Annotated in this window: 20 protein-coding genes; 11 read left to right on the top strand and 9 right to left on the bottom strand. The window is 61.8% G+C overall.

Translation table 11 applies throughout. The annotated features are described in order from the left end of the window. Positions 1–7: 7 nt before the first annotated feature. A complete protein-coding gene (locus AC5QAH_RS19345) occupies positions 8–1,429 on the bottom strand; it encodes a DEAD/DEAH box helicase (RefSeq protein WP_043398815.1) in 1,422 nt (473 codons plus the stop codon). A gap of 869 nt (positions 1,430–2,298) precedes the next feature. Here AC5QAH_RS19345 and AC5QAH_RS19340 point away from each other — a divergent pair. Together AC5QAH_RS19340 and maiA are read left to right on the top strand one after the other, a co-directional pair. Next, entirely contained in the window at positions 2,299–3,288 is a 990-nt protein-coding gene (locus AC5QAH_RS19340; RefSeq protein ID WP_043398812.1) for a fumarylacetoacetate hydrolase family protein, read from the top strand. A 14-nt stretch (positions 3,289–3,302) separates the two neighbouring features. Then, complete coding sequence (gene maiA, locus AC5QAH_RS19335; RefSeq protein ID WP_010480627.1) at positions 3,303–3,986, top strand: maleylacetoacetate isomerase; 684 nt, start codon at positions 3,303–3,305, stop codon at positions 3,984–3,986. 48 nt (positions 3,987–4,034) lie between these two features. Here the strand turns inward: maiA and AC5QAH_RS19330 are convergent, their stop codons facing one another. From AC5QAH_RS19330 to AC5QAH_RS19320, 3 genes are all read right to left on the bottom strand, one after another. Beyond that, entirely contained in the window at positions 4,035–5,495 is a 1,461-nt protein-coding gene (locus AC5QAH_RS19330; protein WP_423165721.1) for a UdgX family uracil-DNA binding protein, read from the bottom strand. Continuing rightward, complete coding sequence (locus tag AC5QAH_RS19325) at positions 5,476–6,759, bottom strand: putative DNA modification/repair radical SAM protein (protein ID WP_126560922.1); 1,284 nt, start codon at positions 6,757–6,759, stop codon at positions 5,476–5,478. Before AC5QAH_RS19325 ends, AC5QAH_RS19330 begins: the two co-directional genes overlap by 20 nt. Positions 6,760–6,887: 128 nt before the next feature. After that, positions 6,888–8,015, bottom strand: a complete 1,128-nt coding sequence (locus AC5QAH_RS19320; protein ID WP_043398800.1) for a PilT/PilU family type 4a pilus ATPase — start codon at positions 8,013–8,015, stop codon at positions 6,888–6,890. A 121-nt stretch (positions 8,016–8,136) separates the two neighbouring features. Here AC5QAH_RS19320 and AC5QAH_RS19315 point away from each other — a divergent pair, with 121 nt between their 5' ends. The 9 genes from AC5QAH_RS19315 to AC5QAH_RS19275 all read left to right on the top strand — a co-directional run bounded on the left by AC5QAH_RS19315 (position 8,137) and on the right by AC5QAH_RS19275 (position 19,197). Beyond that, positions 8,137–8,502 (top strand): DUF4398 domain-containing protein, encoded by a 366-nt coding sequence (locus AC5QAH_RS19315; RefSeq protein WP_010480631.1) that lies wholly within the window; start codon positions 8,137–8,139, stop codon positions 8,500–8,502. Further along, entirely contained in the window at positions 8,499–9,383 is an 885-nt protein-coding gene (locus AC5QAH_RS19310; protein ID WP_495232515.1) for an OmpA family protein, read from the top strand. Before AC5QAH_RS19315 ends, AC5QAH_RS19310 begins: the two co-directional genes overlap by 4 nt. A 324-nt stretch (positions 9,384–9,707) precedes the next feature. Continuing rightward, positions 9,708–9,944, top strand: coding sequence for an HP1242/YdcH family protein (locus AC5QAH_RS19305; protein WP_005407964.1), 237 nt, complete (start codon positions 9,708–9,710; stop codon positions 9,942–9,944). Between the two features lie 300 nt (positions 9,945–10,244). Then, entirely contained in the window at positions 10,245–11,615 is a 1,371-nt protein-coding gene (locus AC5QAH_RS19300; protein ID WP_054170948.1) for a pyridoxal-phosphate dependent enzyme, read from the top strand. Positions 11,616–11,738: 123 nt separating this feature from the next. After that, the gene (locus AC5QAH_RS19295) at positions 11,739–12,914 is read left to right on the top strand and encodes a cystathionine gamma-synthase (RefSeq protein ID WP_241874183.1); all 1,176 of its coding nucleotides are present in this window, start codon (positions 11,739–11,741) and stop codon (positions 12,912–12,914) included. 77 nt (positions 12,915–12,991) lie between these two features. Continuing rightward, positions 12,992–13,822, top strand: coding sequence for an ABC transporter permease (locus AC5QAH_RS19290; RefSeq protein WP_224328943.1), 831 nt, complete (start codon positions 12,992–12,994; stop codon positions 13,820–13,822). Further along, entirely contained in the window at positions 13,812–15,131 is a 1,320-nt protein-coding gene (locus AC5QAH_RS19285) for an ABC transporter ATP-binding protein (RefSeq protein ID WP_049455377.1), read from the top strand. Before AC5QAH_RS19290 ends, AC5QAH_RS19285 begins: the two co-directional genes overlap by 11 nt. Before the next feature lie 5 nt (positions 15,132–15,136). Then, a complete protein-coding gene (locus AC5QAH_RS19280) occupies positions 15,137–17,251 on the top strand; it encodes a glycosyltransferase (protein WP_224329370.1) in 2,115 nt (704 codons plus the stop codon). Between the two features lie 8 nt (positions 17,252–17,259). Continuing rightward, a complete protein-coding gene (locus tag AC5QAH_RS19275) occupies positions 17,260–19,197 on the top strand; it encodes a hypothetical protein (RefSeq protein WP_152906431.1) in 1,938 nt (645 codons plus the stop codon). Positions 19,198–19,220: 23 nt separating this feature from the next. Here AC5QAH_RS19275 and AC5QAH_RS19270 read toward each other — a convergent pair whose 3' ends face one another. From AC5QAH_RS19270 to rffA, 5 genes are all read right to left on the bottom strand, one after another. Further along, the gene (locus AC5QAH_RS19270; RefSeq protein WP_160314093.1) at positions 19,221–20,675 is read right to left on the bottom strand and encodes a glycosyltransferase family 4 protein; all 1,455 of its coding nucleotides are present in this window, start codon (positions 20,673–20,675) and stop codon (positions 19,221–19,223) included. Continuing rightward, a complete protein-coding gene (locus AC5QAH_RS19265; protein WP_049455373.1) occupies positions 20,672–21,394 on the bottom strand; it encodes a glycosyltransferase family 2 protein in 723 nt (240 codons plus the stop codon). The genes AC5QAH_RS19270 and AC5QAH_RS19265 overlap by 4 nt, the downstream gene beginning before the upstream one ends. 17 nt (positions 21,395–21,411) lie before the next feature. Then, positions 21,412–22,422 carry a UDP-glucose 4-epimerase GalE gene (galE, locus tag AC5QAH_RS19260; protein WP_049455372.1) on the bottom strand — a complete coding sequence of 337 codons (1,011 nt, stop codon included), beginning with the start codon at positions 22,420–22,422 and terminating at the stop codon, positions 21,412–21,414. Positions 22,423–22,501: 79 nt separating this feature from the next. After that, the gene (locus AC5QAH_RS19255; RefSeq protein WP_152906429.1) at positions 22,502–23,989 is read right to left on the bottom strand and encodes a glucosyltransferase domain-containing protein; all 1,488 of its coding nucleotides are present in this window, start codon (positions 23,987–23,989) and stop codon (positions 22,502–22,504) included. Continuing rightward, on the bottom strand, positions 23,986–25,119 hold the full coding sequence (rffA, locus tag AC5QAH_RS19250; RefSeq protein ID WP_049455370.1) for a dTDP-4-amino-4,6-dideoxygalactose transaminase: 1,134 nt from the start codon (positions 25,117–25,119) through the stop codon (positions 23,986–23,988). The genes AC5QAH_RS19255 and rffA overlap by 4 nt, the downstream gene beginning before the upstream one ends. Positions 25,120–25,146: the final 27 nt, after the last annotated feature.

Below are 25,146 nucleotides of genomic sequence, written 5' to 3'. Positions count from 1 at the left end.
GCTGGGATCAGCCGGCGCGACCGCCGCCGTTGCCACCCTGGCCACGACCACGGCCGCCACCATTGCCACCACCGCCACGGCGCTGGCCCTGACCCGCGCCCGCACCGGCACGCTGCTGGCCATGGCCACCGCCCTCGCGACGGCCGCCTCCGGCCTTCTTCGGGCCGGCATGCGCATGGCGCGGCGCATCGCCGTGCGGACGGCGTGCGTGGCTCTTGCGCGGTGCGCGCTCGCCGGTATCGTGCTCGGCCTTGCCCGGCGCACTGTTGCCCCAGCGGATCGGCGTCTGCAGCTCGAAGCCCGGCACATCACGGATGTCCATGTCGCGGCCCAGCAGGCGGGTAATCGCACGCAGCAGCTTCACTTCGTCCTGCGCCACCAGCGAAATCGCCTGGCCGGTGGCACCGTTACGGCCGGTACGGCCGATGCGGTGCACGTAGTCCTCGGCCACCATCGGCAGATCGAAGTTGATCACCTTCGGCAGCTCGTTGATGTCGATGCCGCGCGCGGCGATGTCGGTGGCCACCAGCACGGTCACGCGGCCGGCCTTGAAGTCACCCAGTGCACGCAGGCGCTGGCCCTGGCTCTTGTTGCCATGGATCGCCGCGGTCTTGATGCCGGACTTTTCCAGGAACGTGGCCAGCTTGTCGCTGCCGTGCTTGGTACGTGCGAAGACCAGGGTCTGCTCGCGGCTGTCCTGCGCCAGCAGGTGCAGCAGCAGGTCGCGCTTGCGGCTGCCATCGACCGGGTGCACGCGGTGGGTGATGGTCTCGGCCACGGTGTTCTTCGGCGTCACCTGGATCTGTTCCGGGTTGCGCATGAACTCCAGCGCCAGCTGGCGGATGTTGTCCTCGAAGGTGGCCGAGAACAGCAGGGTCTGGCGGTTCTGCTTCGGCAGCTTGGCCAGGATGCGCTTGATCGACGGCAGGAAGCCCATGTCGAGCATGCGGTCGGCTTCGTCCAGCACCAGCAGTTCAATGCCGGACAGGTCGATGCTGCGACGCTCCAGGTGGTCGATCAGGCGGCCCGGGCAGGCCACCAGCAGGTCCACGCCACGGCGCAGGATGTCCAGCTGGTTGCCCATGCCGACGCCGCCGTAGATGCAGGCGCTGGGGATGCGCAGGTACTTGCTGTAGCCGCGCAGGCTGTCGTGCACCTGGGTGGCCAGCTCGCGGGTCGGGGCCAGGATCAGCGCGCGCGGCTTGCGCGGGCCACTGCGCACTTCCTGCGAGGCGGTGCCCAGGTGCTGCAGCAGCGGCAGGCCGAAGGCGGCGGTCTTGCCGGTGCCGGTCTGTGCGCCGGCCAGCAGGTCGCGACCGGCCAGCGCCAGCGGGATCGCCTGCTGCTGGATCGGGGTCGGGTTTTCGTAGCCCTGCTCGGCAAGCGCACGCAGCAGGAAGGGCGCCAGGCCCAGCGATTCAAAAGACATTGAGATTGCTCCAAGTACAAGAAACGCCTGTCCAAACGGACAGACGGGGGCAGATCAAACTGATCGGCTGACTCGGAGCGTTCCCGTGAACCGCGCTGCGAGAATTGGGTGCAGCCGGCACGAAGCGCAGGCTGGAATGCGTGACGAACGGCGTCGGAGTGGGGGCGGGCGAAGAGGGCGGACCCTGGTCGCCGGCGATCCCGGAGGGAAACGGACGGCCGCTGCAGACCCCGCAAGTCTAAACGATGTTTGAGACTTCACGCAAAAAGGCCTGTTCAGGTAAGGGGCTCTCTGCAGGGCTGCGCCCTGCACCCGCAGACGCCCGAGCCAAGGCCAGAGCAACGTCAGAAGCCGGGTTCCTGCGGGTAGGCGGGGTGGGTCCGGTGGCAGGGGGCGCTGCAAGTACGTCCATGTAAGCTCGGTCGCCGCATCCATGCGGCCCACGCCCCTGCAGCCGGACCCACCCCGCCTTCGACGGTTTTCCGCGATCTGTCGGATCTCATTCGATCAGTTTCGATGTCTGATCGATTTCGACGGTGAATGATGTGGATGTTCGATCCGTCATCGGGAAATTGTCGGGGGTGGGGCGGTGTGGGTGGGCAGGACCGTTGGCGCCATGGATGGCGCCATCGAGCCCCCAGGGACGGGTTTACGGCGTGTCCTGCCCACCCACACCGCCCCACCCAACTCACAGGAAACCAGAGCCGCTTTGGCATTTGACGTAGCCCTGGCTTGACGCAGGTGCAGGGCTGCAAGCCCTGCCGACCCCCCACTACGGTAGGGTGGACCGATGCCGCGCTGCAGCTTGGCGCCGCCGCAGATTTGATTACACTTGAAACTTGTTTGCCCACGACTCCGGACACCCACCCATGAAGCTTGGTTCTTTGAAGGAAGGCGGCCGCGACGGCACCCTGATCGTCGTCTCGCGCGACCTGCGCCACGGCGTGCGCGCCACCGGCATTGCCGCCACCCTGCAGCAGGCCCTGGAAGACTGGAGCCACATCGCGCCGCGCCTGAACGCCCTGTATGAATCGCTCAACGCCGGCGACGCCGATGGCGTGTTCGACCTTGACCCGCAGGCACTGGCCGCGCCGATGCCGCGCGCCTATGAGTTCGTCGATGGCAGCGCGTACCTGCCGCACGTCGAACGCGTGCGCCGTGCCCGTGGCGCCGAGGTGCCGGAGAGCTTCTACACCGATCCGCTGATGTACCAGGCCACCAGTGCCGGCTTCCACGGCCCGCGCGATGCGGTCAAGGTGGTCAGCGAGGACTACGGCATCGACCTGGAAGCGGAGATCGTGGTGATCACCGACGACGTGCCGATGGCCGCCACCCCGGAGCAGGCGGCGGGCCATATCCAGCTGGTCGGCCTGGTCAACGATGTCTCGCTGCGCAACCTGATCCCGGGCGAGCTGGCCAAAGGCTTCGGCTTCCTGCAGTCCAAGCCGCGTTCGGCGCTGTCGCCGGTGTTCGTCACCCCGGATGAGCTGGGTGCGGCCTGGCAGGACAGCAAGGTGCACCTGCCGCTGCTGACCCACATCAACGGTAAGTGGTTCGGTGCGCCGGAAGCGGGCGTGGACATGCAGTTCAACTTCGCCGAGCTGGTCGCGCATGCGGCCAAGACCCGTCCGCTGGGCGCCGGCACCATCGTCGGCTCGGGCACCATCGCCAACGAAGACACCAGCAAGGGTGCATCGTGCTTCGCCGAGCAGCGCGTGGTGGAAACTCTGCGCGACGGCAAGCCGAGCACACCGTTCATGTCCTTCGGCGACGTGGTCCGCATCGAGATGCTTGATGCCGCGGGCAACAGCATCTTCGGTGCGATCGAGCAGCGCATCGAACAGGCGGCCAAGCCCTGAGCATGGAGGCGGCGATGGAGATCCTGGTTGACGACGGCCCGGTCGACGACGGCATCGTGCTGTACACCTACTGGCGATCCAGCGCCGCCTACCGCGTGCGCATCGGCCTGGAGCTGAAGGGCCTGGCCTGGGAGGCGCGGCCGGTGCACCTGGTGCGCGAGGGTGGCGAGCAGCACCTGGACGCCTATCGCACGCTCAATCCGCAGCAGCTGGTGCCGACGCTGCTGCATGACGGTCAAGTGCTGACCCAGTCACTGGCGATCGTGGAATATCTGGATGAGCGCTTCCCGCAGGTACCGCTGCTGCCGGCCGACGCCGCCGGCCGCGCGCGGGTGCGGGCGCTGGCCCAGCTGGTGGCCTGCGATATCCATCCGATCAACAACCTGCGGGTGATGCAGTACCTGGAGCGCGACCTGCAGCTGCCGGCCGACGCCCGCGCGCAGTGGACCCTGCACTGGATGGCCGAAGGCTTCCAGGCCATGGAAACGCTGCTGGCCAACAGCGGTGACACAGGCACGTTCTGCCACGGTGATCGTCCGGGCCTGGCCGACCTCTGCCTGCTGCCGCAGCTCTACAACGCACACCGCTTCGGCCTGGACCTGACGCCGTACCCGACCCTGCGCCGCATCGAAGCGGCCTGCCAGGCGCTGGACGCCTTCGACCGCGCCCGCCCGGAAAACCAGCCCGACGCCGCCTGAACCCAAAAAAAGGGGCGGAGTGGATTACGTCGTAAATGCATATACGACTTAATCCCCTCCGTCCCCTTCTTGCAGCAGTTGCGCGAGATCATCGCGGAACAGCGCATAGGCCTGTTCGCGGCGGGCGCCATCGCCCTGCCGCAGCACCCACGCCGGATGCACGGTGGCGTAGCCGCGGGTGCCGTCCTCCAGCGTGTGCCAGCGTCCACGGTCGCGTGACAGATTGACATCACGGCCAAATACCGAGGCTGCCGCGGTTGCGCCGAGGCAGACGATGACCTGCGGCCGCACCCGCGCGATCTCGCCCATCAGCCATGGCCGGCAGGCCTGGATGTGGCGGCTTTCCGGACGCTTGTGCAGCCGGATCTTGCCGCGGCGCTCATGGTGGAAGTGCTTCACCGCATTGGTCAGGTACAGCGTGGCGCGATCGATTCCCAGCTCGGCCAGGGCACGATCCAGCAGCTGGCCGGCCGGGCCGGCGAATGGCTGGCCGCGCAGATCCTCGACGTCGCCCGGCTGCTCGCCGACCACCATGATCGGGGCATCGGCCGGGCCTTCACCGAACACCCCCTGCGTGGCCGCTTCCCACAGCGGGCACTGGCGGCAGGCCAGCGCCTGTTGGCGCAGTGTCTGCAATCCCTTGGCGTCGGCGGCGGGCATTGGCGCCAGCGCCCGCGCAGGTATCTTCCGTTGCGGTGCCTGCGCGGGCCGGTCATGCATTTCCTGCACGCGATCGCCCGCATCGCGCACCAGGCGCGGCAGCAGCTGCGCCTCGGGCAGGTGGCGCCAGTACTTGGCCGGCATCTCCTGCATCATCATCCGGGTATTGAGCCGCGCCGGATTGAAGATGCTGGCGTAATAGGTCTGCCACAGCGCCTCCCGTGCATCCTCTGCCGGGGCGTCCTCGCGCCGTGCGCCGGGGCCGAAGGCCAGCGCTTGTCCATCCCATGCCACGCTGCGTGACGGCGTCAGGATGGCCCAGTGCATGCCGGTGAAGCGGCGCGCGAAAAACGGCGCCACCCGATCGACGATGTGGTGCTGTGGCTCGAACCACGCGATGAACGCCTCGGGCTGGCCGGGCACCTCGCGGAAGCGCACGAACGCCTTCATCTTGTGGGTATCGCGGCGAACGGCCTGGGCGAGCACGGTTGCGCGCAGCACGTCGGCATCGGCGGGATTCGACAGCACCGAGCGCTCGCCATGGGTGATGCGCCACAGCAGCCGGTACAACAGGGCCATGCGCTGCATATCGCGGTGGCACAGGCAGGTGGCCGCCAGTTCAAGGAAGTCGCGCGGTACGTTCGGCACGCCGGCATCGGCCAGCACGGGCGCGGAGCTGACCGCCGGCGCATCCAGCAGTGATGCGTCGCTGCCCTCCAGCCAGTCGAGCTGGTCCGGTGCGATGCCGCGCAACAGGGCTTCGCGGGCACCGTTGCGCCAGGCCTCCAGCGACCACGGCGGGTCCACCCGCAGCGACCAGCGCTGTGCGTCAGGCTGACGGTGGGGCATCGAACAGCGATCCCTGACGGGGCGGTGGGGCCAATTGGGCGCGCAGCGCCGCCGGATCGTCCAGCGCCCTGCGCGGGTGGTGGTCGGCCAGCAGCACGAATGGCAGCAGTTTGCTCATCGGCGCCTTCAGGCGTGCCACATCGGCAACTCGCAGGCGACCGTGGCGGCGCGCCATCAGCACCCGCTTCACATTGCGCACGCCCAGCCCGGGTACGCGCAGCAGCATTTCCTTCGGCGCGCGGTTGAGATCCACGGGGAAGCGTTCTGGGTGGCGGATCGCCCAGGCCATCTTCGGGTCGATGTCCAGATCGAGCATGCCGGCCTGGGTGGTATCGGTGATTTCATCCACGCCATAGCCGTAGAAGCGCAGCAGCCAGTCGGCCTGGTACAGGCGGTGCTCGCGCTGCAGGGGCGGCGGCTGCAGCGGCAGCTGGCGGCTGGCATCCGGAATCGGGCTGAAGGCGGAGTAGTACACCCGGCGCATGCGGTAGTTGCCGTACAGGCTGTCGGCGCTTGCCAGGATCTGCTGGTCGTTGGCGCCGTCCGCGCCGACGATCATCTGCGTGCTCTGCCCGGCCGGTGCGAAGCGGGGAGGGCGCGGACGCGCGCTGCGGGTGGACACCGGCGCGACCACCGCTGGCGCCTTGCGCGCTTCCTTGGCTTCCTCGATGCGCCAGCGCAGCTCGCCCATCGCACCGCGGATCGACTGTACGGTCTTCTCCGGTGCCAGCGCGCTCAGCCCGGCTTCGGTGGGCAGCTCCACGTTGATCGACAGCCGGTCGGCGTAGCGCCCGGCACTGGCCAGCAGTTCCGGCGACGCTTCGGGAATGGTCTTGAGGTGGATGTAACCGGCGTAGCGGTGTTCCTCGCGCAGTTGCCGCGCTACTTCCACCATCTGCTCCATGGTGTAGTCCGCATTGCGGATGATGCCGCTGGAAAGGAACAGGCCCTCGATGTAGTTGCGCTTGTAGAAGTCCAGCGTCAGCGCGACCACCTCGTCCACGCTGAAGCGCGCGCGGGGCACATTGCTGGACACGCGATTCACGCAGTACGCGCAGTCGTAGACGCAGAAGTTGGTCAGCAGGATCTTCAGCAACGAAACGCAACGGCCATCCGGCGTATAGCTGTGGCAGATGCCCATGCCTTCGGTGCTGCCGATGCCGCCGCTGGCGCGTGAGTCGCGCTTGCCCGAGCCGCTGGAGGCGCAGGAGGCATCGTATTTGGCGGCGTCAGCCAGGATGGCAAGCTTGCGGATGGTTTCCATTGCGGAAACCTACGGATCGGCGGTCTCATTGGATGAGACCGCCCCTGAACCCTTCAGAAAAAGGGGACGGAGGGGATTAAGTCGTTTGTGCCATAAACGACTTAATCCCCTCCGTCCCCTTTTCCAGGTCAGAACCCGTGGGTGATGCTCGGCGCGCCCGCCGAGAAATCGGCGTACGGGTCGTGCTCGCCACTGCTGCCTTCGGACAGGCGGAACTTCAGGGCCAGGCCATCGCGCGAGTCGGCCGCGCGCAGGGCCTCCTCCTGCTCGATGGTGCCAGCCTTGGCCAGCCGGAACAGGCACTGGTCGAAGCTCTCCATGCCTTCCTCCAGCGAGCCTTCCATCGCAGCCTTGATCTCGTGCACCTGGCCGCGGCGCAGCAGGTCGCGGATCATCGGCGTGTTGATCAGCACCTCGGTGGCCGGCAGGCGACGGCCTTCCTTGTTCTTCACCAGGCGCTGGCTGATCACTGCACGCAGGTTCAGCGCGAGGTTCATCAGCACGTTCTTGTGCGCGCTTTCCGGGAAGAAGTTGAGGATGCGCTCGATGGTCTGGTCGGCGTTGTTGGAGTGCAGGGTGGCCAGGCACAGGTGGCCGGTCTCGGCGAAAGCGATGGCGGCCTCCATCGTTTCCGCGTCCAGGATCTCGCCGATCAGGATCACGTCCGGCGCTTCACGCATCGCGTTCTTCAGCGCGTTGTGGAAGGCATGGGTGTCCAGCCCGACCTCGCGCTGGTTGACGATCGACATCTTGTGCTTGTGCAGGTACTCGATCGGGTCCTCGATGGTGAGGATGTGACCGGTGGTGGTGCTGTTGCGGTGGTCGATCATCGACGCCAGCGAGGTGGACTTGCCGGAACCGGTGGACCCCACCACCAGCACCAGCCCGCGCGGGGTCATGATGACGTCCTTCAGGACCTGCGGCAGGTTCAGCTCCTCGATGCTCGGGATGCGGCTGCGGATGGCGCGGATGACCATGCCGACCTCGCCCCGCTGCTTGAACACGTTGACGCGGAAGCGCCCGGCATCGGGCAGGGCGATGGCCATGTTGAGCTCCAGCTCGCGCTCGAACTGCGGCACCTGGCCTTCGTCCATCAGCGAGTAGGCGATCTTCTTGACCATGCCCGGCGGCAGGCCGGTGTTGCCCAGCGGATAAAGCTTCCCCTCGATCTTGATGTAGACCGGTGCTCCGGTGGTCAGGAACATGTCCGAAGCGTTCTTTTCGGTCATCAGCTTCAGGAAGTAGCCGATATCCATTGCGAATTTTCCCCAACGAAACGGCCGACGCCCGTTGCCAGCACGGTGTCGGCTTGACGACAATGGCCGTGAACCGACAACCGGTACGGCCTCCCCAATGAAACGACTTAGCTTCGCACGAATGCGCCATGGCCTGTATGTGATGGCGTTTGCATTCGCACTGTCTGCCCCCGCCTGGGCGCAGGACGGCGCACTGGAACTGGCCCAGGCCCGGCAGGCGGTCGACAAGGCCACCCAGGCCGACGCCGACCAGTACGCCCCGGACCTGATCGGGCTGGCCCGGCAGGGGCTGGAGCAGGCCCAGCGTGCTGCCGGCGACCGCCGCGAGCGCAAGAACGCCCCGGCGATCGCCCTGCGCGCCGCCGCCGATGCCGACCTGGCCCGCGTCCGCAGCGAGGAAGCCACCGTGACTGCCCAGCTGCAGCTGCGCCGCAACGAGGTCAACCAGCTGCAACGCCAGCTGTCGACCGGGGAGGACCGCCGGTGAAGCCGATGACTGCCGCAACCCTGGCCGCGCTGCTGGCGCTGCCGCCCCTGGCCGTGGCCGCCGACAACCCGATGGTGGCGCAGCTGAGCCAGCGCCTGATGGCCATCCAGGCCAATCCCGACACCGCTGAGCTGGGCGCCTTCGAGCGCATGCAGGCCCAGCAGGCCATCGCCACCTTGGACAAGGCCAAGCGCCGCGACCAGGAGCTGGCCACCTACCTGGCCGAGCGCCGGGTGGAGATTGCCGAGACCGCCGTGCGTACCGCACTGGCCGCGCGTGAGGTCGATCGCCTTGATCGCACCCGCAGTGACCTGCTGATCGAGGCCAGCCGCCGCGATGCCGCCCGTGCCCGCGAGGAGGCCGAGCAGCTGCGCATGCAGGCACAGATGCAGGCCGAGGAGGCCGAGCGCCTGCGCCAGGCCGCCGAGGCCGAAACCCTGGCCCGCCAGGACGCCGAGAACGCCTTGACCAGCGTGGCTGGCAAGCAGCAGCAGCGCCTCAGCGCCGCCCAGCAGAACGCCGCCAAGCTGGCCCGCGAGGAAGCCGAGCTGGTGTCCGGTCAGAAACTGCCGGCCTCGAAGTTCGATGGTCGCGGCGAGGTCTTCACCTTCCGTGGTGACGCGTTCACCGCCGGCGCCTCCAGCCTGTCCGGCGGGGCCCGCAACCAGGCCAAGGCACTGGCCGAATACCTGAACATCGGCAAGAAGGGCCGCCTGCGCATCGAGGCCTACGACAACGCGAACGGCGTGGGCCAGAAGCGTGCCGAAGCGCTGCGCGATGCCCTGGTCGCGGCCGGTGTCGCCAGCAACCGGATCCAGCTCGCCGGCAAGAAGGCGGCCTCCACCCAGGCGCGCTCGGCCGAGGTCATTATTGCACCGTAATTGATTGATATTGTTTGTTTTTCGTTGTGATGAGCATTCAGCCTGAACCCCGCCCCGGCGGGGTTCGGTCTTTTTGCCGCAGGGGTCTTGTACCCCGCCTTGAGCAGGCGTAGGGTCAATCGTCCGGGACGCAATGCCGCGGACCGGACGATGGGAGGGCCGGGCCGATGCAAACAGGGCGCGAACCGCAGCGAATCGACGTGCGCAGGCCAGTGCCGCAGGTCGTTGCAGGCGTCCAGGTGGCCATCGACCGGCGCTCCTCCATGAACAACGCCCCGTGCCTTGCGGCCGGGGCGTTCGTGTATCTGTCGAAGGAGGTCCATCATGTTTGAAGATCAGCCCCAGAGCGAGATCGACGCCCGTCGCGCGCGTGATCCGGAGTTCAGGGCACTCCATGACCAGCACCGCAAGTTGAACAAGAAGTGCATGGACGCGGAGTTGGGTGTACTCCCGATCGATGATGTCACCCTGGGTCGCATGAAGCGCGAAAAGCTGCTGGCCAAGCAACGACTTCTGCGAATGTACGAAACACCGCTCCCAACGACGTCCCCCACGCTTTGACGCACCCCGTCACGCCCGGAACGGCGTGACCCGGCCATCGATGGCCCCGCCGGGCGCTTCTGCCCCGGCATCGCGGCACCGCCGATGAGGCGGCCGCGCCAAGGCACCACAAGCGGTGGTGCCTTGGCCTGCAGGCACGACTCACCGATGCGGGCGGTACCGGTCTCCTCGTCGATCCGGGGCCGTCCGCATCTCTTTTTTACGGCGGGCACGCCGCTGCCGCAGCGACCTGACTTTCATCGCCATCCGTCGGATAATCATCGGTCCGGCCCTGCGTGGCGCGAACCGAAAGTCCTCCGAATGCCCATCCATTCTTCCGTCCTCGAACTCATCGGCCAGACCCCGATCGTCAAGGCCCAGCGCCTGGACACCGGCGTCTGCGAGCTCTACCTGAAGCTGGAGAGCGCCAACCCGGGCGGATCGATCAAGGATCGCATCGGCCTGTCGATGATCGAAGCGGCGGAGAAGCGCGGCGACCTGAAGCCTGGCGCGACCCTGGTCGAGGGCACCGCTGGCAACACCGGCCTGGGCCTGGCCCTGGTGGCCCAGCAGAAGGGCTATAAGCTCATTCTGGTCGTTCCCGACAAGATGAGTCGGGAAAAGATCTTCAACCTGAAGGCGATGGGCGCTGAAGTGCGTCTGACCCGCTCGGACGTGGCCAAGGGCCACCCTGAGTACTACCAGGATCTGGCCAAGACCATCGCCGAGCAGACCCCGGGCGCGTACTTCATCAACCAGTTCGGCAATCCGGACAACCCGGCCGCGCATGAATTCGGTACCGGCCCGGAGATCCTTGAGCAGATGGGCGGCGACCTCGATGCCATCGTATTCGGCTGTGGCAGCTCCGGCACCATGACCGGCCTGTCGCGCGCCTTCGCCAAACTGTCGCCGAAGACCGAGCTGGTGCTGGCCGACCCGGTTGGCTCGATCCTGGCCGAGTACATCAACGACGGCAATCTGAACGACAAGTCGGGCAGTTGGCTGGTGGAGGGCATCGGCGAGGACTTCCTGCCGTCGATCTCCGACTTCAGCCGCGTCAAGAAGGCCTATGCCATCAGCGACGCCGAGAGCTTCCACACCGCGCGCGAGCTGCTGGGCAAGGAAGGCATCCTGGGCGGTTCGTCCACCGGCACCCTGCTGGCGGCGGCCCTGAAGTACTGCAAGGAACAGACCACGCCGAAGAAGGTGCTGGTGCTGGTGTGCGACACCGGCAACAAGTACCTGTCGAAGATGTACAACGACTACTGGATGCTGGACAACGGCTTCCTGGAACGCCCGCAGCACGGCGACCTGCGCGACCTGATCCTGCGCCCGTACGGCCAGCGCGACACTGTAGTGATCGGCCCGAACGACCTGCTGACCACCGCGTACCAGCGCATGAAGCTGTATGACGTGTCGCAGCTGCCGGTGATGGACGGCGACCAGCTGGTCGGCATCGTCGACGAAAGCGACGTGCTGCTGCATGTGTATGGCGATGAGGCACGTTTCCGCGACACCGTCGCCACCGCCATGGTCAGCAAGCTGGACCGGCTGGACGTGAAGTCGCCGATCGAGGCCCTGCTGCCGGTATTCGACCGCGGTCAGGTGGCGATCGTGATGGACGGCGATGCCTTCCTGGGGCTGATCACCCGCATCGACCTGCTGAACTACCTGCGCCGTCGCGTGCAGTAAGCCGCTGATCGCTGCAGATCACCACTGAATTCCGGTTTATTTGCGTCAAAGCTCGTTAAGGCTGCGCTGATAGACTCCCGATCCTTTGACGGCGCCGCACGTCGGCGCCATTCAGGAAACGACATGTCCAACTCCTCTTCGCCCGACCGCGCGCTGGCCCTGGCTACCCTTGCCATTCACGGCGGTCAGTCGCCCGACCCCAGCACCGGCGCGGTGATGCCACCGATCTACGCCACCTCGACCTATGCGCAGTCCAGCCCGGGCGAGCACCAGGGCTTCGAGTACTCGCGTACCCACAACCCGACCCGCTTCGCCTATGAGCGGTGCGTGGCGTCGCTGGAAGGCGGCACCCGCGGCTTTGCGTTCGCTTCGGGCATGGCGGCCAGCTCGACCGTGATCGAACTGCTGGACGCCGGCAGCCACGTGGTGGCGATGGACGACATCTACGGCGGCAGCTTCCGCCTGTTCGAGCGTGTGCGTCGCCGCACCGCCGGGCTGGACTTCAGCTTCGTCGACCTGACCGATCTGGCGGCGTTTGAAGCCTCCATCACGCCGAAGACGAAGATGGTCTGGATCGAGACCCCGACCAACCCGATGCTGAAGATCGTCGACATCGCCGCGGTTGCCGCCATCGCCAAGCGCCATGGCCTGATCGTGGTGGTCGACAACACCTTCGCCTCGCCGATGCTGCAGCGTCCGCTGGAGCTGGGCGCGGACCTGGTGCTGCATTCGGCCACCAAGTACCTCAACGGCCACTCGGACATGGTCGGCGGCATGGTGGTGGTCGGCGACAACGCCGAACTGGCCGAGCAGATGGCCTTCCTGCAGAACTCGGTGGGTGGCGTGCAGGGCCCGTTCGACAGCTTCCTGGCCCTGCGTGGCCTGAAGACCCTGCCGCTGCGCATGAAGGCGCACTGCGCCAACGCGCTGGCCCTGGCCCAGTGGCTGGAAAAGCATCCGGCGGTGGAAAAGGTGATCTACCCGGGCCTGCCGTCGCACCCGCAGCATGAGCTGGCGACCCGCCAGATGGGCGGCTACGGCGGCATCGTCTCGATCGTCCTCAAGGGCGGTTTCGAGGCGGCCAAGCGCTTCTGCGAGAAGACCGAGCTGTTCACCCTGGCCGAGTCGCTGGGTGGCGTGGAAAGCCTGGTCAACCATCCGGCGGTGATGACGCACGCTTCGATTCCCGTGGCACGCCGCGAACAGCTGGGCATCAGTGATGCGCTGGTAAGGCTGAGCGTGGGCGTGGAGGATCTGGGGGATCTGCAGGTTGATCTGGAAAGGGCTCTGGGCGGCTGACCGAGGTCGCGGCCCAGCGCTCTATCGACCTGTCCACCAAAAGGGGCAGGCAAGGCATGAACCCAGGAAGTCCAAGCATGTTCAACTCTAATCAAGCGATGAGCATGGCGCCGATCACGGCGCTGCGCTCCATCTTCCACTATCGAACGCTGATCCTGGAGATGGTGAAGCGGGAAGTGATCGGGCGCTATCGTGGATCGGTCATGGGGCTCTTGTGGTCGTTCTTTACCCCTGTGCTCATGCTGGTTGTGTACACCTTTGTCTTCAGCGTTGTGTTTCGTGCGCGTTGGGCTGGGGGGTCTGGCTCCAAAACTGAGTTCGCGGTGGTTCTGTTCGTGGGCATGATGATCTTCGGGCTGTTCTCTGAATGCATCAATCGGGCGCCGTCGCTCATCCTGTCCAATGCGAACTACGTGAAAAAGGTGATCTTCCCCCTGGAGATTCTCCCGGTGGTGTCGTTGGGTGCGGCGCTGTTCCACTTTGCCATCAGCATGGTGGTCTGGGTGCTGTTCTACCTGATCCTGTTTGGTATCCCATCGATCCAGGCGCTTTGGCTGCCGATCGTGATGGTGCCGCTGCTGATCCTGTGCGTTGGTGTGTCATGGTTTCTTGCGTCGCTGGGGGTCTATCTGCGTGACGTCGGCCAGGTGATCGTGGTCGTCACGACCGCGCTCATGTTCATGTCGCCCGTGTTCTTCCCGGCAGTCGCGATGCCGGAGGAGTTCCGGCCCTATCTGTACATCAGCCCGATCACTTACTTCATTGAACAGTCCCGCGAGCTCCTCATCTGGCACGGCGGCATGCATTGGGGCATGTGGCTGAAGATGCTGGGTGTTTCCATTGTGGTCGCAGTACTGGGCTTTGCATGGTTCCAGAAGACCAGAAAGGGTTTTGCCGATGTCATCTGAAAACGCCATTGAGGTTGAGAGCCTCAGCAAGTGCTACCAGATTTACGACAAGCCCCGCGACCGGTTGATGCAGATGCTGCTGGGAAATGACGAGCGGCGTTTCTATCGAGAGTTCTGGGCCCTTCGTGATGTGTCGTTCAAGATTCCCAAGGGGCAGGTGTACGGCATCCTTGGCAAGAACGGCGCGGGCAAATCGACGCTGCTGCAGATCATCTGCGGTACCTTGGCGGCGACGTCCGGCGAGGCTAGGGTCGCTGGTCGCGTCTCGGCTCTGCTGGAGCTCGGCTCGGGGTTCAATCCCGAGTTCACGGGTATCGAAAACATCTACATGAACGCCCAGCTGCTGGGCCTGACTCGCAAGGAAGTTGACGGTAAGCTGGACAAGATCATCAGCTTTGCCGACATCGGCGATCATGTCAGCCAGCCGGTCAAGACTTATTCGAGCGGCATGTTCGCGCGACTGGCGTTTTCTGTAGCCATCCATGTCGATCCAGACATCCTCATTGTTGATGAGACGCTCAGCGTTGGTGACGCGTGGTTCCAGCACAAGAGCATGGCGCGAATGCGCAAGCTCATGGAAAGCGGTTGCACCGTGCTCTTCGTCAGTCACTCCATCGACGCAGTGCGGGCACTTTGTGATTACGCCATCTGGATCGATGGTGGCACCCTCAAGATGCAGGGAAATGTCACCGAGGTGACCAATGCCTACATGAATGATGTGTTCGTCGAGCACAACCGACTCATCTTGGAAGCGAGCCAGGGGGGGATCCATGACGAGCCTGGCAGCGTAGCAATGGCCACCCCTACTACGTCTGGGCCGGCCGACCAGGCGGGGGATGACATGATCGACGCCGAGGAGGTCACAGCCCGCACTGTGCTCAACGTTCAGGCAGTCCAGCTCCTGAATACGGACGGACAACCAACAGACCAGATTGAACAGCGCGACCAGCTTACATTGGCCATCGATGTCAAGTTCTACAAGGCATTGAAGAACGTCAGCATCGGATTCCTCATCAAGGACCAGTTCGGCCAGGAATTGACGGGCGAGAGTATCTTCAACAGCTTCCGTAAGGGAGTAGAGGTATATGCGGGGCAGCTGTTGCAGGTCAGATTCAGAGGGGCGAATTTGCTGAGAGGAGGGCAATCCTACTCCATTGCCATTCGCATCAATCAGGTCAGCCATTGGGACCGAAGCGATAACGTCGTCATATATGCCGACGAACTGGCCGCGGTCTTTGATGTGCGGACAGACAAAGATGAACCCATGTGGTTCAAGTTCAGAATGCCATTCAAGGTGGAATGCAAGTGAATCGTATGGAAGTCAGCGTAGTTTTGAACTTGCACCGGGAAGCACTTCTTCTGACACCAACGTTGCTCTCGCTTGACGCGTGCGCTCGCGAGGCCCAGGCTGCAGGTATCTCCGTGGAGCTCATTGCGGTATTTGACCGCACGGATGATGCTACCCGGGACGCGTTTAATGCGCAGCCTATGGGAGGGTTTGATCGCATCGAGACGTTGGAAGTGGATGTAGGCTCACTTGGCCTAGCTCGAAATGCGGGAATCGAGCGTGCGACCGGCGAATACATCTGGACCTCCGATTCCGATGACATCGTGTCATCCAACTCGATCGTTGCCCTGCTGCAGACCGCCCGGAGACACCCCAACCCCAAGGTGGTCGTCTTCATCGAATACCTCTGCGCATTCGGTGACCGCTACCACAATGTTCGCTACTTCGATTCAAGGTACCTCACTGCGGGGGATTTTGCGTTTCAGCATCCCTACATTTCTCGAATCTTTGTGCCAAGGGCTGCCTTTGACAGACTTCGTTACGGCGACTTGCGCGTCGCATCGGGATTCGCCTACGAAGATTGGGATTTCAACTGCAATCTGCGTGCAGATGGCTACGATATGGTTGTCGCGCCGGAGACAGTCATCTTCTACCGCCAGCGCAATGGCAGTCTGCTGAGACAGGCTGACGCTGCTTCCTCGCGCCTGATTCCTCACGGCCCATTGTTTGATCGCAGGACTTTCTTGGGCGACATGCAGCGTTCGCGCGCGGGGGACTGGGCCAGGCTCTGCCGAGAGCGCCAGAAAATATTCTTGGCGGACAACACGCAGTTGTTCACCTCATCGCCGAAGATGATGGGATACCTGAATGACGCCGTCGAACTGGAGCCGGAAATCGAGCCGTACAGGGTCGAGACAGCGGGCAGCTACAGCCCCATGCCTTGGAACCCGGCGCATTGGGGAATGCAGCTGGAGAGCCTTTATCGAATGATTGGAGATGGGCCCTTCACTGACATCGTGCTGTTGCCTTGGCTGCGGCCAGGAGGGGGGGAGAAGTACATTCTGCAGATTTTGGACGAGATTTCAGCGCAGGAGCCCGATTCGCGTTTCCTGGTTGTAGCGGGCGAATCCGTACCTCGGCATGAGTGGGTGGCACGCCTCCCTTCCGGAAGCGTGTTCATCGACATTTGCAATGCCTTCCCCTCGCTTGATGCGGGCGACCGCGATGCATTGCTCATCCGCGCATTGTTGGCGGTTTCCTCCGTTCGCGCCCGTCTACATGTGAAATCGTCGGGTTTTGCCCACCGCCTTCTGGATTCCTTCGCCCCGGTCATGAGCGCCAGCTTCCGCATTGTGTACTACCGGTTCTGCGACGGAACGTATAGTTGGGGCCGGAAGGTGCGGCGCGGGCCTTGGGGAATCGAGGTGATGAGAAAGCACCTTCGAGGATTCTGGAAAGTCGTGACAGACTGTCAGGCAACCCTGTCCGAAGATCAGCGTTTCCTTGGGCCGCTTCCCAGTTACGAGGTGGTCTATGCGGAATGCGACACGCCGCGAGCGGTTGAGTCGCAGCGTATCCCCACCAAGCGCCTCCTTTGGGCTTCACGGGTAGACCCGCAGAAGCGGCCGGAGCGGTTGGCTCAAATTGCGAGTGCCCTGAGCGATGCAGGTATCGAGGTGGAAATTGATGCGTATGGTTCGGCAGATCCGGGCGTGGACGCAAAGATGATTTTCAACGGTGGCAAGAATGTTCGCTATCGAGGGGGGTTCTCAGTCGTGTCGGATTTGCCTCTCGAAAAGTACGATGCATTCATCTATACAAGTGACTTTGATGGTCTTCCGAACATCCTGCTCGAAATGCTGGGCGCTGGATTGCCTGTGATCGCACCGGATGTTGGTGGGATTCGTGAGGCTGTCATCAATGGCGTCACTGGCAAATTGGTGAGCGGAGCTGATGAGGAATCGCTTGTCGTCGCATACGTCGATGCTGTGAAGGATATATATGGCGATTGGAGTGCCACGCTTCATGCGGGGCTTCGGGCGCGTGAACTGGTTCTGACCCAGCATGGGCCAGCTCAATTCTCTGAAAGAGTAGCCGAGGTCCTTGAACTCGCTCGTTTGAACTCCAGCAAGGCTTCTTGATGTCAATAATGTACTTCTACGCTGACGCAGAGAGTATTGATGTTCTGCGTTCTGGTCGCTCCAAGGCGCTGATGCTTGGCAGCGACTTTGGCTACGGCAATTTCGGTGATGTGCTCCAGCACGTTGGAGCTCTGTCTCGCCTGCGGGAAACCTCGGCTTTGGAGCTGGTTTCGATCTTCGCGTTGGAGGCGATCTCCAGGTTTGTCGCGGTCGACGCACTCAGGAAGATCTACAGAGTCAATGCGTTGATGTTTGTCGCCTCTCAACCTCTCCGGGCTGACGATTTGACCCGCTTGGGCCTTCAGCAGGTGCTTGTCGTCAACAATGTTGCAATGCTTCATCTCTACGGTGGGGGCTTCCTCAATGAAATGTGGGGGGACTTCTCCCTGGATATTGCCGAAAGCCTGCTTCAGAAGCTTCCCAGTGCCATCTACGTTATTTCCGGGCAGCAGGTGGCCGCTGGCTATTCAGGTCGAGTCGTCGAGCACATCGCCAAATACAAGCCCGCTTTGGTCGGTGTGCGTGATCGTGACTCGCTGCGCAACGTTCAGGAGCATGGCGCTACTGCCGAGTTCTCCTTCGACGATGCGGTTGAGCAACTTCTGTCGCTGTCCAGACTGTTTCAGATACGTCGAGGTGCTGGCGCATTCCTACATCTGAACTCCTCCGGATACACCGGCAATGACACTGCGCTGCTGGAAATGACCCGACACCTTTCGCTTGTGACGCAGCGAGTGGGCTCGTCGGAGCAGGCGGTTCTCTTCCAAGCATTCCAGGACGGCCGTGAAGAAGTGGTTGATTCGCTTGAGACCGTCAAGCGGCTTGAGCGGGCTTTCCCGTTCGCAAGTGTGCAGACGGCATTGCTGGTCGAGGCAATTCTGGCTCCTCCCGGGAAATGGTCGCCGCGTGTACTTCAGGGTGAATTTGGCTACTCCTGCTCTTACCACGTCACCATGTGGTTGCAGCTCAATGGTATTCCCTGCTGGTTGCGTGGCAGCAATAGCTACTATGACCAGAAGCGCCGTTCATTGGGAGTGGAGGGTGACTTCGAATCGTTCTTGGAAACTCTGCCATGCGTCGACCATGGAGAGAATCTCGACGCGCGTGTTCAATGGCATGCCAAACTAGATGCCGTGGTTGACGCTGCGGGTCGCGCTCAGAATAGCGTAACGTGGGATCCAGCTTCCGGTGAAGGGAGAGTATTCCATTTCAAAGGAGAACCCCGCCTTGAAACGCGGCTTGGCGATAGTTGGAGGACGGTCAGTCAGCTGCTGGAAGAGAGAGGAACATTGTCTGAGAGTCGGACGTCGCTGGCTACTGAGAAGCAGGCCATGTTTGAGCGGCTCGAAGAGGTGGAAACCAGATTCGACCAAGTAAGCCTAACGCTTCGGAAAGTGGAGCGGGAGCGCGATGAGCTGTCCCTGCAATTGCAGAGCACCAATGAACGCTGCGAGTCCTTGGATCTGCAATTGCATGAGGCCAATGTTGCCGCAGCAGAGGCCACTGATCGGCTTAAACTACTGTTTGACGACGCTCTGTCGGCGGGAGCGCGTGTCGGCTCTCTGGGTGCCGTCCGGGATTACTGGCAGGAGCGACGGTTCGAAATCGAGGATCGGTTGTTGGCCTGCAATGAGCGGCTGACCGAGGTGGGCTTCGACGCCGGGCGATACCGAAAGCAGGCTGAATCCGAGCATGATGCACGCGTCTATCATATGGAGCGGGCCCAAGCGGCCACCAACTTGCTAAAGGAAATGATGGCAAGCCGCTCGTGGCGCTGGACGTCGCCGCTTCGGGTAGTCAATCGATTCGCTAGAACGCGGCGATTTGATGCGGCGGGCAACGTGGGTCTGTTCGAAATCCTACGTCTTGCAGGGATGCGAATGCCGGTTCCCCAGAGCATGAAATCTCGCTTAGGGAGTTGGCTGAGGAGCTTGCGCCGGCGTTGATGGTGGCTTAGTCGCACTTGGTATCAGGCGTTCGCGTAACCCTCGATTCTGCACATATCCCGCGCGAACGCCTCCCAAGTGAATGTTGCGACCTGCAGGTTTTGCATGCAAAGACGTTGCTGGCGGACTTGGTTATCCGACAACTGCTCAATGTCCTTCACGTAATCCAGTGCAGTAGCGCGAGTGCCCAGCAGCGATTGCGCGGGTACAAGATCTCTGATGCCGCCAACATCGGGCGCTACGATCGGGAGGCCTGCGGCTGCGGCCTCCAGCAGAACGTTGGGAAGGCCGTCCCAGGCAGTCGTATAGACGTAAGCCCGATGCTGCGGCAAAACGATATCTTGAAAGCGGTCAAATGGACCGTGCAGGGTTACGTTGTCCAGTCGGGTGAGCGCAGCCAGATGCGGATCGTCCGCCGATAGTGCGGTTCCATGAACGTCCCAGTGGACATCCTTGAGCATGGTAGCGATGTCAACCAGAAGATCAGGTCGCTTCTGCCGCTCAAGACGGCTTGCCCACAGGACGCGCTTGCCTGGCTGCAGCGTGAAGCTTGGCGCATTGTCCATCGACGGAGCGGGGAAGTGCACAACCCGAAAAAGGTCACGGCGAATACCAAGCTGCTGACACCAGCTTTCAGGCGAGGCGCTGTTGTCAGTGATGACTGCGTCCAGCCATTGTGAAGTGGTCGGGAGGTGCTGCTGTGCAAGGCCCTGTGCGCGGCCGCTCTCTGCCAACTCGTCGCAGTAGAGTGAAACGAAGATACGGGTTCTTTGGCGAATAGCTAGTCCAAATCGCTCCAGCATTCTCCATGCGGAATGGGAGTTGATGATATGGATCCGGGATGGTGCCAGCTGAAGAATCAATCGTGCAAGAACGATTTCCCGCTCTTGCATTGCAGTGCTTAGTCCGCGAAATTCTTTCCCCGCATCAATGTACAGTGAAGCTCTCGGCAGGCGATCTGCCCAAGGGGAGTCTCCATCTTCAGTGGCAAGGACCAATGTTCGATGCCCCAGCTCACCACTGCAGAGTCTGGCATGGTACAGCGCAGCCAGATCCGCCCCGCCACGCTTCAGCCATGGTACGAATAGAATGGTGTCGAAACGTCGGCTTCCAATCAGATCCAGGATTCGCTGATAGGCCTTGCCCGCCTGTGTCCAATGGGTGGGTGCGTAGCGCGCCTGCGGGTGCGAGCCTAGGAATTCGCCGGGCGATAGCAGTGGATCTACCTGCAGTGAGAGATTCTCCATGTCTTCAACTGCCCACTGGGGCAGCGTCCGAAGCGCTGCCACGGGTTCGCGTAGGCTCCTGCGATCCAGTACGTGGTCTGCCGAGACTGGCCATTTCGCCGATGGATGGATACGCTTGCCCAGGCTCAGGAGTTGCGAGATCAGCTTGCGCTGGATGTGATCGGGTAGCCGTGAGAGTAGCTGCCGGTCCAGCAGGTGATAGGCCCGACGGGCAAAGGATCGTGAAATCATGGACGGGGGGCGAACAACTGGGTGGGGGCGATCAACGCGCGGTTGCTGGCGTGCGCTTGGTTCAATGAGCCGACCTTCTTCTTGCGTACATAATGCACGGTCCGTTCCGCGATCAGGTGGGGGTGGCCTAGCGAGAGTGTCTGGCAGTTCCAATGCCAGTCTTCGAAGCCGAATCCTGATTCGCCTGGGCGGGAGAGGGTATATGGGGTCTGGAGATAAATACTCCTGGCAGCGAAGCTGCATGCATTCCAAGGGTTGGTTACCAGCATGCAGTCGGAGTCAAAGCCGTAGGCGTCACTTCCTGTTTGCCACCAAATGCCCTGCTCAGCATCGAAAGTAACAATCAACTCGGGGTGAATAATGGAGTTCTCATTTCCTGCTGCGGTTTCCAAGCAGCGGATGACAAAGTCCGCGGAAAGATAGTCATCACCATCACATATCAGAACCCAGTGGCCAGCTACAGATTCAATTGCCTTGTTCCGCGAAACCCCCAGATCACCGCACTCCAGCTCTAGTACTTTATCGATCAAGCCGGCATGGTGATGCCAGGTGATCACGCGTGCCGTTTCAGCGTCGGCGTGGTCAAGGGTGGCGACGACTTCCACCGAAATGCCGTGCTCCGCTGCGGCAAGCTTGCAACGAAGCAATGACAGCAAGGACTTGTGCGCCAGCAGACCTTCCCTGTGGAATGTGATGACTGCCGAGACCTCAGGTTTCATTGGAACGCTCCCGCAAATCAGGCTGGACCCCGGTCGTTGTGAACCTGCCAGCGCCATGCATCAACACACATCTGGTCCAAGCTCCGCTCCGCGGTCCAGCCCAAAAGACCGTGGGCGAGGGATGGGTCGGCAAAGCAACTGGCTGCATCTCCAGGCCGCCGCGCCACGACACGGAACGGTACGCTTCGGCCGCTTGCGCGTTCAAACGCGGCAACGACGTCCAAGACGCTGTATCCCTTGCCTGTACCAAGATTGACTGTAAGACTCTGATTCATTTCCGTGATGTAGTCCAGCGCGCGCACATGGGCTGCCGCCAGATCCATGACATGGATGTAATCACGCACGCCGGTGCCGTCATGTGTTTCGTAGTCGTCGCCGAATACTTGAAGGTACTCGCGCTGCCCGAAGGCAACCTGGGAAACATACGGCATCAGGTTATTGGGCGTTCCAGTCGGAGCTTCGCCTATGAGACCGGATGGATGTGCGCCTACGGGATTGAAGTAACGAAGCGTGGCTACCCGGAATTTCGGATCAGAAGCCGCCTTATCAGCTAGCAACTGTTCGCAGATGAGTTTGGTTCGGCCGTACGGATTGGTCGTTCGGGTCGCTGCTGATTCTGGTATCGGGCAGAAGTCCGGGTCACCATAAACCGTTGCAGAAGAGCTGAAGACAAAGTTTCGTACACCAGTGCCCTCCATCGCCTGCAGGAGAGTAATTGTTCCCGAGATGTTGTTGTCGAAATAATCAAGCGGGCGCTTCCAAGATTCGCCGACTGACTTGAGCGCGGCGAAATGGATTACCGCGTCGATCTGGTGATCCTGCAGGACAGTACGAAGAGTGGATCCGTCGCGTACATCGCCCTCGATGAATACAGGTGGTTTTCCTGTGATCGTTTTGATCGCCTCCAGCGTTCCTTTCTGGCTATTGTCCAGGTTGTCGAGGATGGTTACCTCATTCCCGCGCGCTAGTAGATCGACGCAAGTATGGGAGCCAATAAAACCAAGGCCGCCAGTTACAAGGATATTCATCTTTATATATACCTGGAAAGTTCTGCAAATTCTAGGATTGCAGATTGCACTGAACGGTGAAAGTCCAAGATTGCTGTGACTATTGAATCATGCAGACGAGGATACTGCCGTCTGCTTGCTTTGACACCGATGCTCGCGACGGCCATGCGGCGATCCCGTTGCACATCTCTTTTTTTGTTCCACGGATATCCAATTTTTCCCCCGTCGACACGGCAAACAGTCCGGGCAGTGACCAATCATAGAGGAAGGCGGATTCATTGATGCCTTCGCCTGTCATCGATTGGGTTCTGGTGTGGGCGGGCCATCCTGCCGCAATCTGTAGGCGCGGAATGCCGTCAAACTCCAATGCGCGCGTGTAGATTGCGGTAGCGGTCCGTTGATCCCATTGTGTTACAAGTAACTGCTGATAGAACAGGGTTGACCCGATGGCGCAGAAGGCGAACACAAGTGGAATCAATGAAGCCAATATCAACCTGCCAAACGGAAGGCGAATTCCTGCCCAAACCATACTGATGAAGAGGGCAAAACAGAGGCCCGCCGGCGAAAAGGTGCGGGGAACATGCCCCCCCCAGGAAAGAGCAAGCGGGCTTACTGTGGCCAGCAGGCCGGCCCCTAGAAAAAGCGCTGCCGAGAGTGCTCTGAACCAGTCGCGGACTAAGCAGAACAAGAACATCGACAGCAACCCAATGCCCAAAAGAATCTTGAGCCACAAGGCCATGATCGGCTCGCCTCGAAGCAGTATCCCGTAAGCCAAACTTAGTCCGGAGTGGAGTGTGTTGGCGACTCCGCCTTGAAGATGGGGTGTATAGGTTTCCGATGCGCCTACGCCCAGGATGCTTCGTAGGATGCTGCTGGTTATAAGATAAACGGTGGTGCTTAGGAGCAGCGTGGCTAGAACAAATACGACGCCGTACAGAGCCTGGGGCCATTCGCCTTTCCGCTGCTTGACCTCGCACATCATGGTGACGGCCCATGCCCCGGCCGCGATGGCATACAGGATTAGAATCGCTTGGTTGGCGTGGCTACATACGACCAAGACAAGCAAACTCAGCGCGAATTTTATGCCTGTCTTCAACTGGGTTGTCAGAATGAGCAGGGCAAAGAACAGGGACAAATAGACGAACGCATGTGTGATCGCACTCATGCGGAACAGGAAGTACGAGGTCAGGTAAGGATGGGTTGCTGCGAAAACGGCTGCGACGTAATGGACAAAATTGTTGCGCTCACTCACACGGGTTAGCGAAACGGCCGCTGCAATTGCCAGTGAGATCGAGCTGAATGCAAGCAATGACGTGAAGAATGAGATGCTGGTAAGCGAAAGCCCAGTTACGTCCACGCTTTGGGTAAGCAGGGACAGCACCACCCTTCCCTGAGAGACGAAGTTCTCCAGGTTTCCCGCAGCATCACCTTGGAAGGCAAAGGCGTAGTCGTCGGGCGCCATTCCCGGAAGTAGTGTCGCGCCTTTGCTTAGCAGGTTGCCCACAAGGGCGGTGAGAAAGAGCAGCCAGAAGCTTCTTTGGAGAAGCAGGCCGCTTGCGCTGCTGGGAAGAGAAGGAGGATGGATCACTGAGTGACCTGCATTGCTTGCTCCGCCGCCTCAGTTACAAGGTCGAGTTGCTCCTCAAGACCCAGCCACAGCGGAAGACGGACCAGTCTGTTGCTGATGTCGTCCGTAACATCAAGATTGCCAGACGTGCGGCCGAGCTGCTCTCCCGCAGGCGAAGAATGCAGGGGTATGTAGTGAAATACCGTCTGCACTCCGCTTTCCTTCATGCTGAAAATGAATTTCGTACGTGCTTCCAGACTGGGAAGAAGTAAGTAGTACATGTGTGCGTTGTGAACACATTCTTCCGGAACTATCGGGCGGCGTAGCGCACCCGCTGCCTCATGTGGCGCTGCCCATGCATGATAGCGGTCCCATATCGCGAGGCGTCGAGACGTAATGTCCTCTGCTTCATTCAGTTGGGCATTCAAGAATGCTGCGATGATCTCCCCGGGAAGATAGGAGGAGCCAACGTCGACCCAAGTGTATTTGTCGACTTGACCGCGGAAGAAGCGACTCCGGTTTGTGCCCTTCTCACGGATGATTTCCGCACGCTCGCCGAACTCGGTGTCACGGCACAGTAGAGCGCCGCCTTCGCCGGAAATGACATTCTTGGTCTCGTGGAAACTAAACGCCCCGAGCTCGCCAATTGTTCCCAATGCGCGCCCCTTGTAACTGGACATGATTCCTTGGGCCGCATCTTCCACAACAGCTACGCCGTGTCGTTGAGCGATTTGGACGATGGTATCCATTTCACAGGCGACACCGGCGTAGTGGACCACACAGATTGCTCGCGTGCGTGAAGTGATGGCCGCTTCGATCAGGGCTTCGTCGATGTTGAGAGTGTCGCTCCGTATGTCGACGAATACCGGCACCGCACCACGCAGTGCGAAGGCATTAGCCGTCGACACGAAGGTGAATGAGGGCATGATCACTTCATCGCCGGGTTCAAGGTCCAGCAGAAGAGCGGCCATTTCCAGTGCTGCAGTGCACGAGTGGGTGAGCAGGGCACTCGCAGCGCCTGTGCGTTCTCGCAACCACTGGTGGCACTTCTTCGTAAACGGACCGTCTCCCGAAAGGTGGCCATTGGCATGCGCCTGGCTGATCATCGGGAGTTCCTTGCCAGTCATGAACGGGCGATTGAACGGAATCATGAGGTCTCTTCGGTCTGAACAGTTGAG

The organism is Stenotrophomonas sp. YJH_SMC_43 (assembly GCF_059372535.1).
The sequence above is the reverse complement of the archived record's forward strand: the minus strand, read 5'-3'. Positions and strand labels throughout refer to the sequence as shown.

Excerpts from the sequence above, each read along its gene's own strand:
- AC5QAH_RS19280 (WP_224329370.1), top strand. The coding sequence starts at position 15,137 with ATGGAAGTCAGCGTAGTTTTGAACTTGCACCGGGAAGCACTTCTTCTG.
- AC5QAH_RS19320 (WP_043398800.1), bottom strand. The coding sequence starts at position 8,015 with ATGGATATCGGCTACTTCCTGAAGCTGATGACCGAAAAGAACGCTTCG.
- AC5QAH_RS19330 (WP_423165721.1), bottom strand. The coding sequence starts at position 5,495 with ATGCCCCACCGTCAGCCTGACGCACAGCGCTGGTCGCTGCGGGTGGAC.
- AC5QAH_RS19325 (WP_126560922.1), bottom strand. The coding sequence starts at position 6,759 with ATGGAAACCATCCGCAAGCTTGCCATCCTGGCTGACGCCGCCAAATAC.
- AC5QAH_RS19275 (WP_152906431.1), top strand. The coding sequence starts at position 17,260 with ATGTACTTCTACGCTGACGCAGAGAGTATTGATGTTCTGCGTTCTGGT.
- AC5QAH_RS19285 (WP_049455377.1), top strand. The coding sequence starts at position 13,812 with ATGTCATCTGAAAACGCCATTGAGGTTGAGAGCCTCAGCAAGTGCTAC.
- rffA (WP_049455370.1), bottom strand. The coding sequence starts at position 25,119 with ATGATTCCGTTCAATCGCCCGTTCATGACTGGCAAGGAACTCCCGATG.
- AC5QAH_RS19290 (WP_224328943.1), top strand. The coding sequence starts at position 12,992 with ATGTTCAACTCTAATCAAGCGATGAGCATGGCGCCGATCACGGCGCTG.
- AC5QAH_RS19300 (WP_054170948.1), top strand. The coding sequence starts at position 10,245 with ATGCCCATCCATTCTTCCGTCCTCGAACTCATCGGCCAGACCCCGATC.
- AC5QAH_RS19270 (WP_160314093.1), bottom strand. The coding sequence starts at position 20,675 with ATGATTTCACGATCCTTTGCCCGTCGGGCCTATCACCTGCTGGACCGG.
- maiA (WP_010480627.1), top strand. The coding sequence starts at position 3,303 with ATGGAGATCCTGGTTGACGACGGCCCGGTCGACGACGGCATCGTGCTG.
- AC5QAH_RS19340 (WP_043398812.1), top strand. The coding sequence starts at position 2,299 with ATGAAGCTTGGTTCTTTGAAGGAAGGCGGCCGCGACGGCACCCTGATC.
- AC5QAH_RS19265 (WP_049455373.1), bottom strand. The coding sequence starts at position 21,394 with ATGAAACCTGAGGTCTCGGCAGTCATCACATTCCACAGGGAAGGTCTG.
- galE (WP_049455372.1), bottom strand. The coding sequence starts at position 22,422 with ATGAATATCCTTGTAACTGGCGGCCTTGGTTTTATTGGCTCCCATACT.
- AC5QAH_RS19295 (WP_241874183.1), top strand. The coding sequence starts at position 11,739 with ATGTCCAACTCCTCTTCGCCCGACCGCGCGCTGGCCCTGGCTACCCTT.
- AC5QAH_RS19315 (WP_010480631.1), top strand. The coding sequence starts at position 8,137 with ATGCGCCATGGCCTGTATGTGATGGCGTTTGCATTCGCACTGTCTGCC.
- AC5QAH_RS19305 (WP_005407964.1), top strand. The coding sequence starts at position 9,708 with ATGTTTGAAGATCAGCCCCAGAGCGAGATCGACGCCCGTCGCGCGCGT.
- AC5QAH_RS19345 (WP_043398815.1), bottom strand. The coding sequence starts at position 1,429 with ATGTCTTTTGAATCGCTGGGCCTGGCGCCCTTCCTGCTGCGTGCGCTT.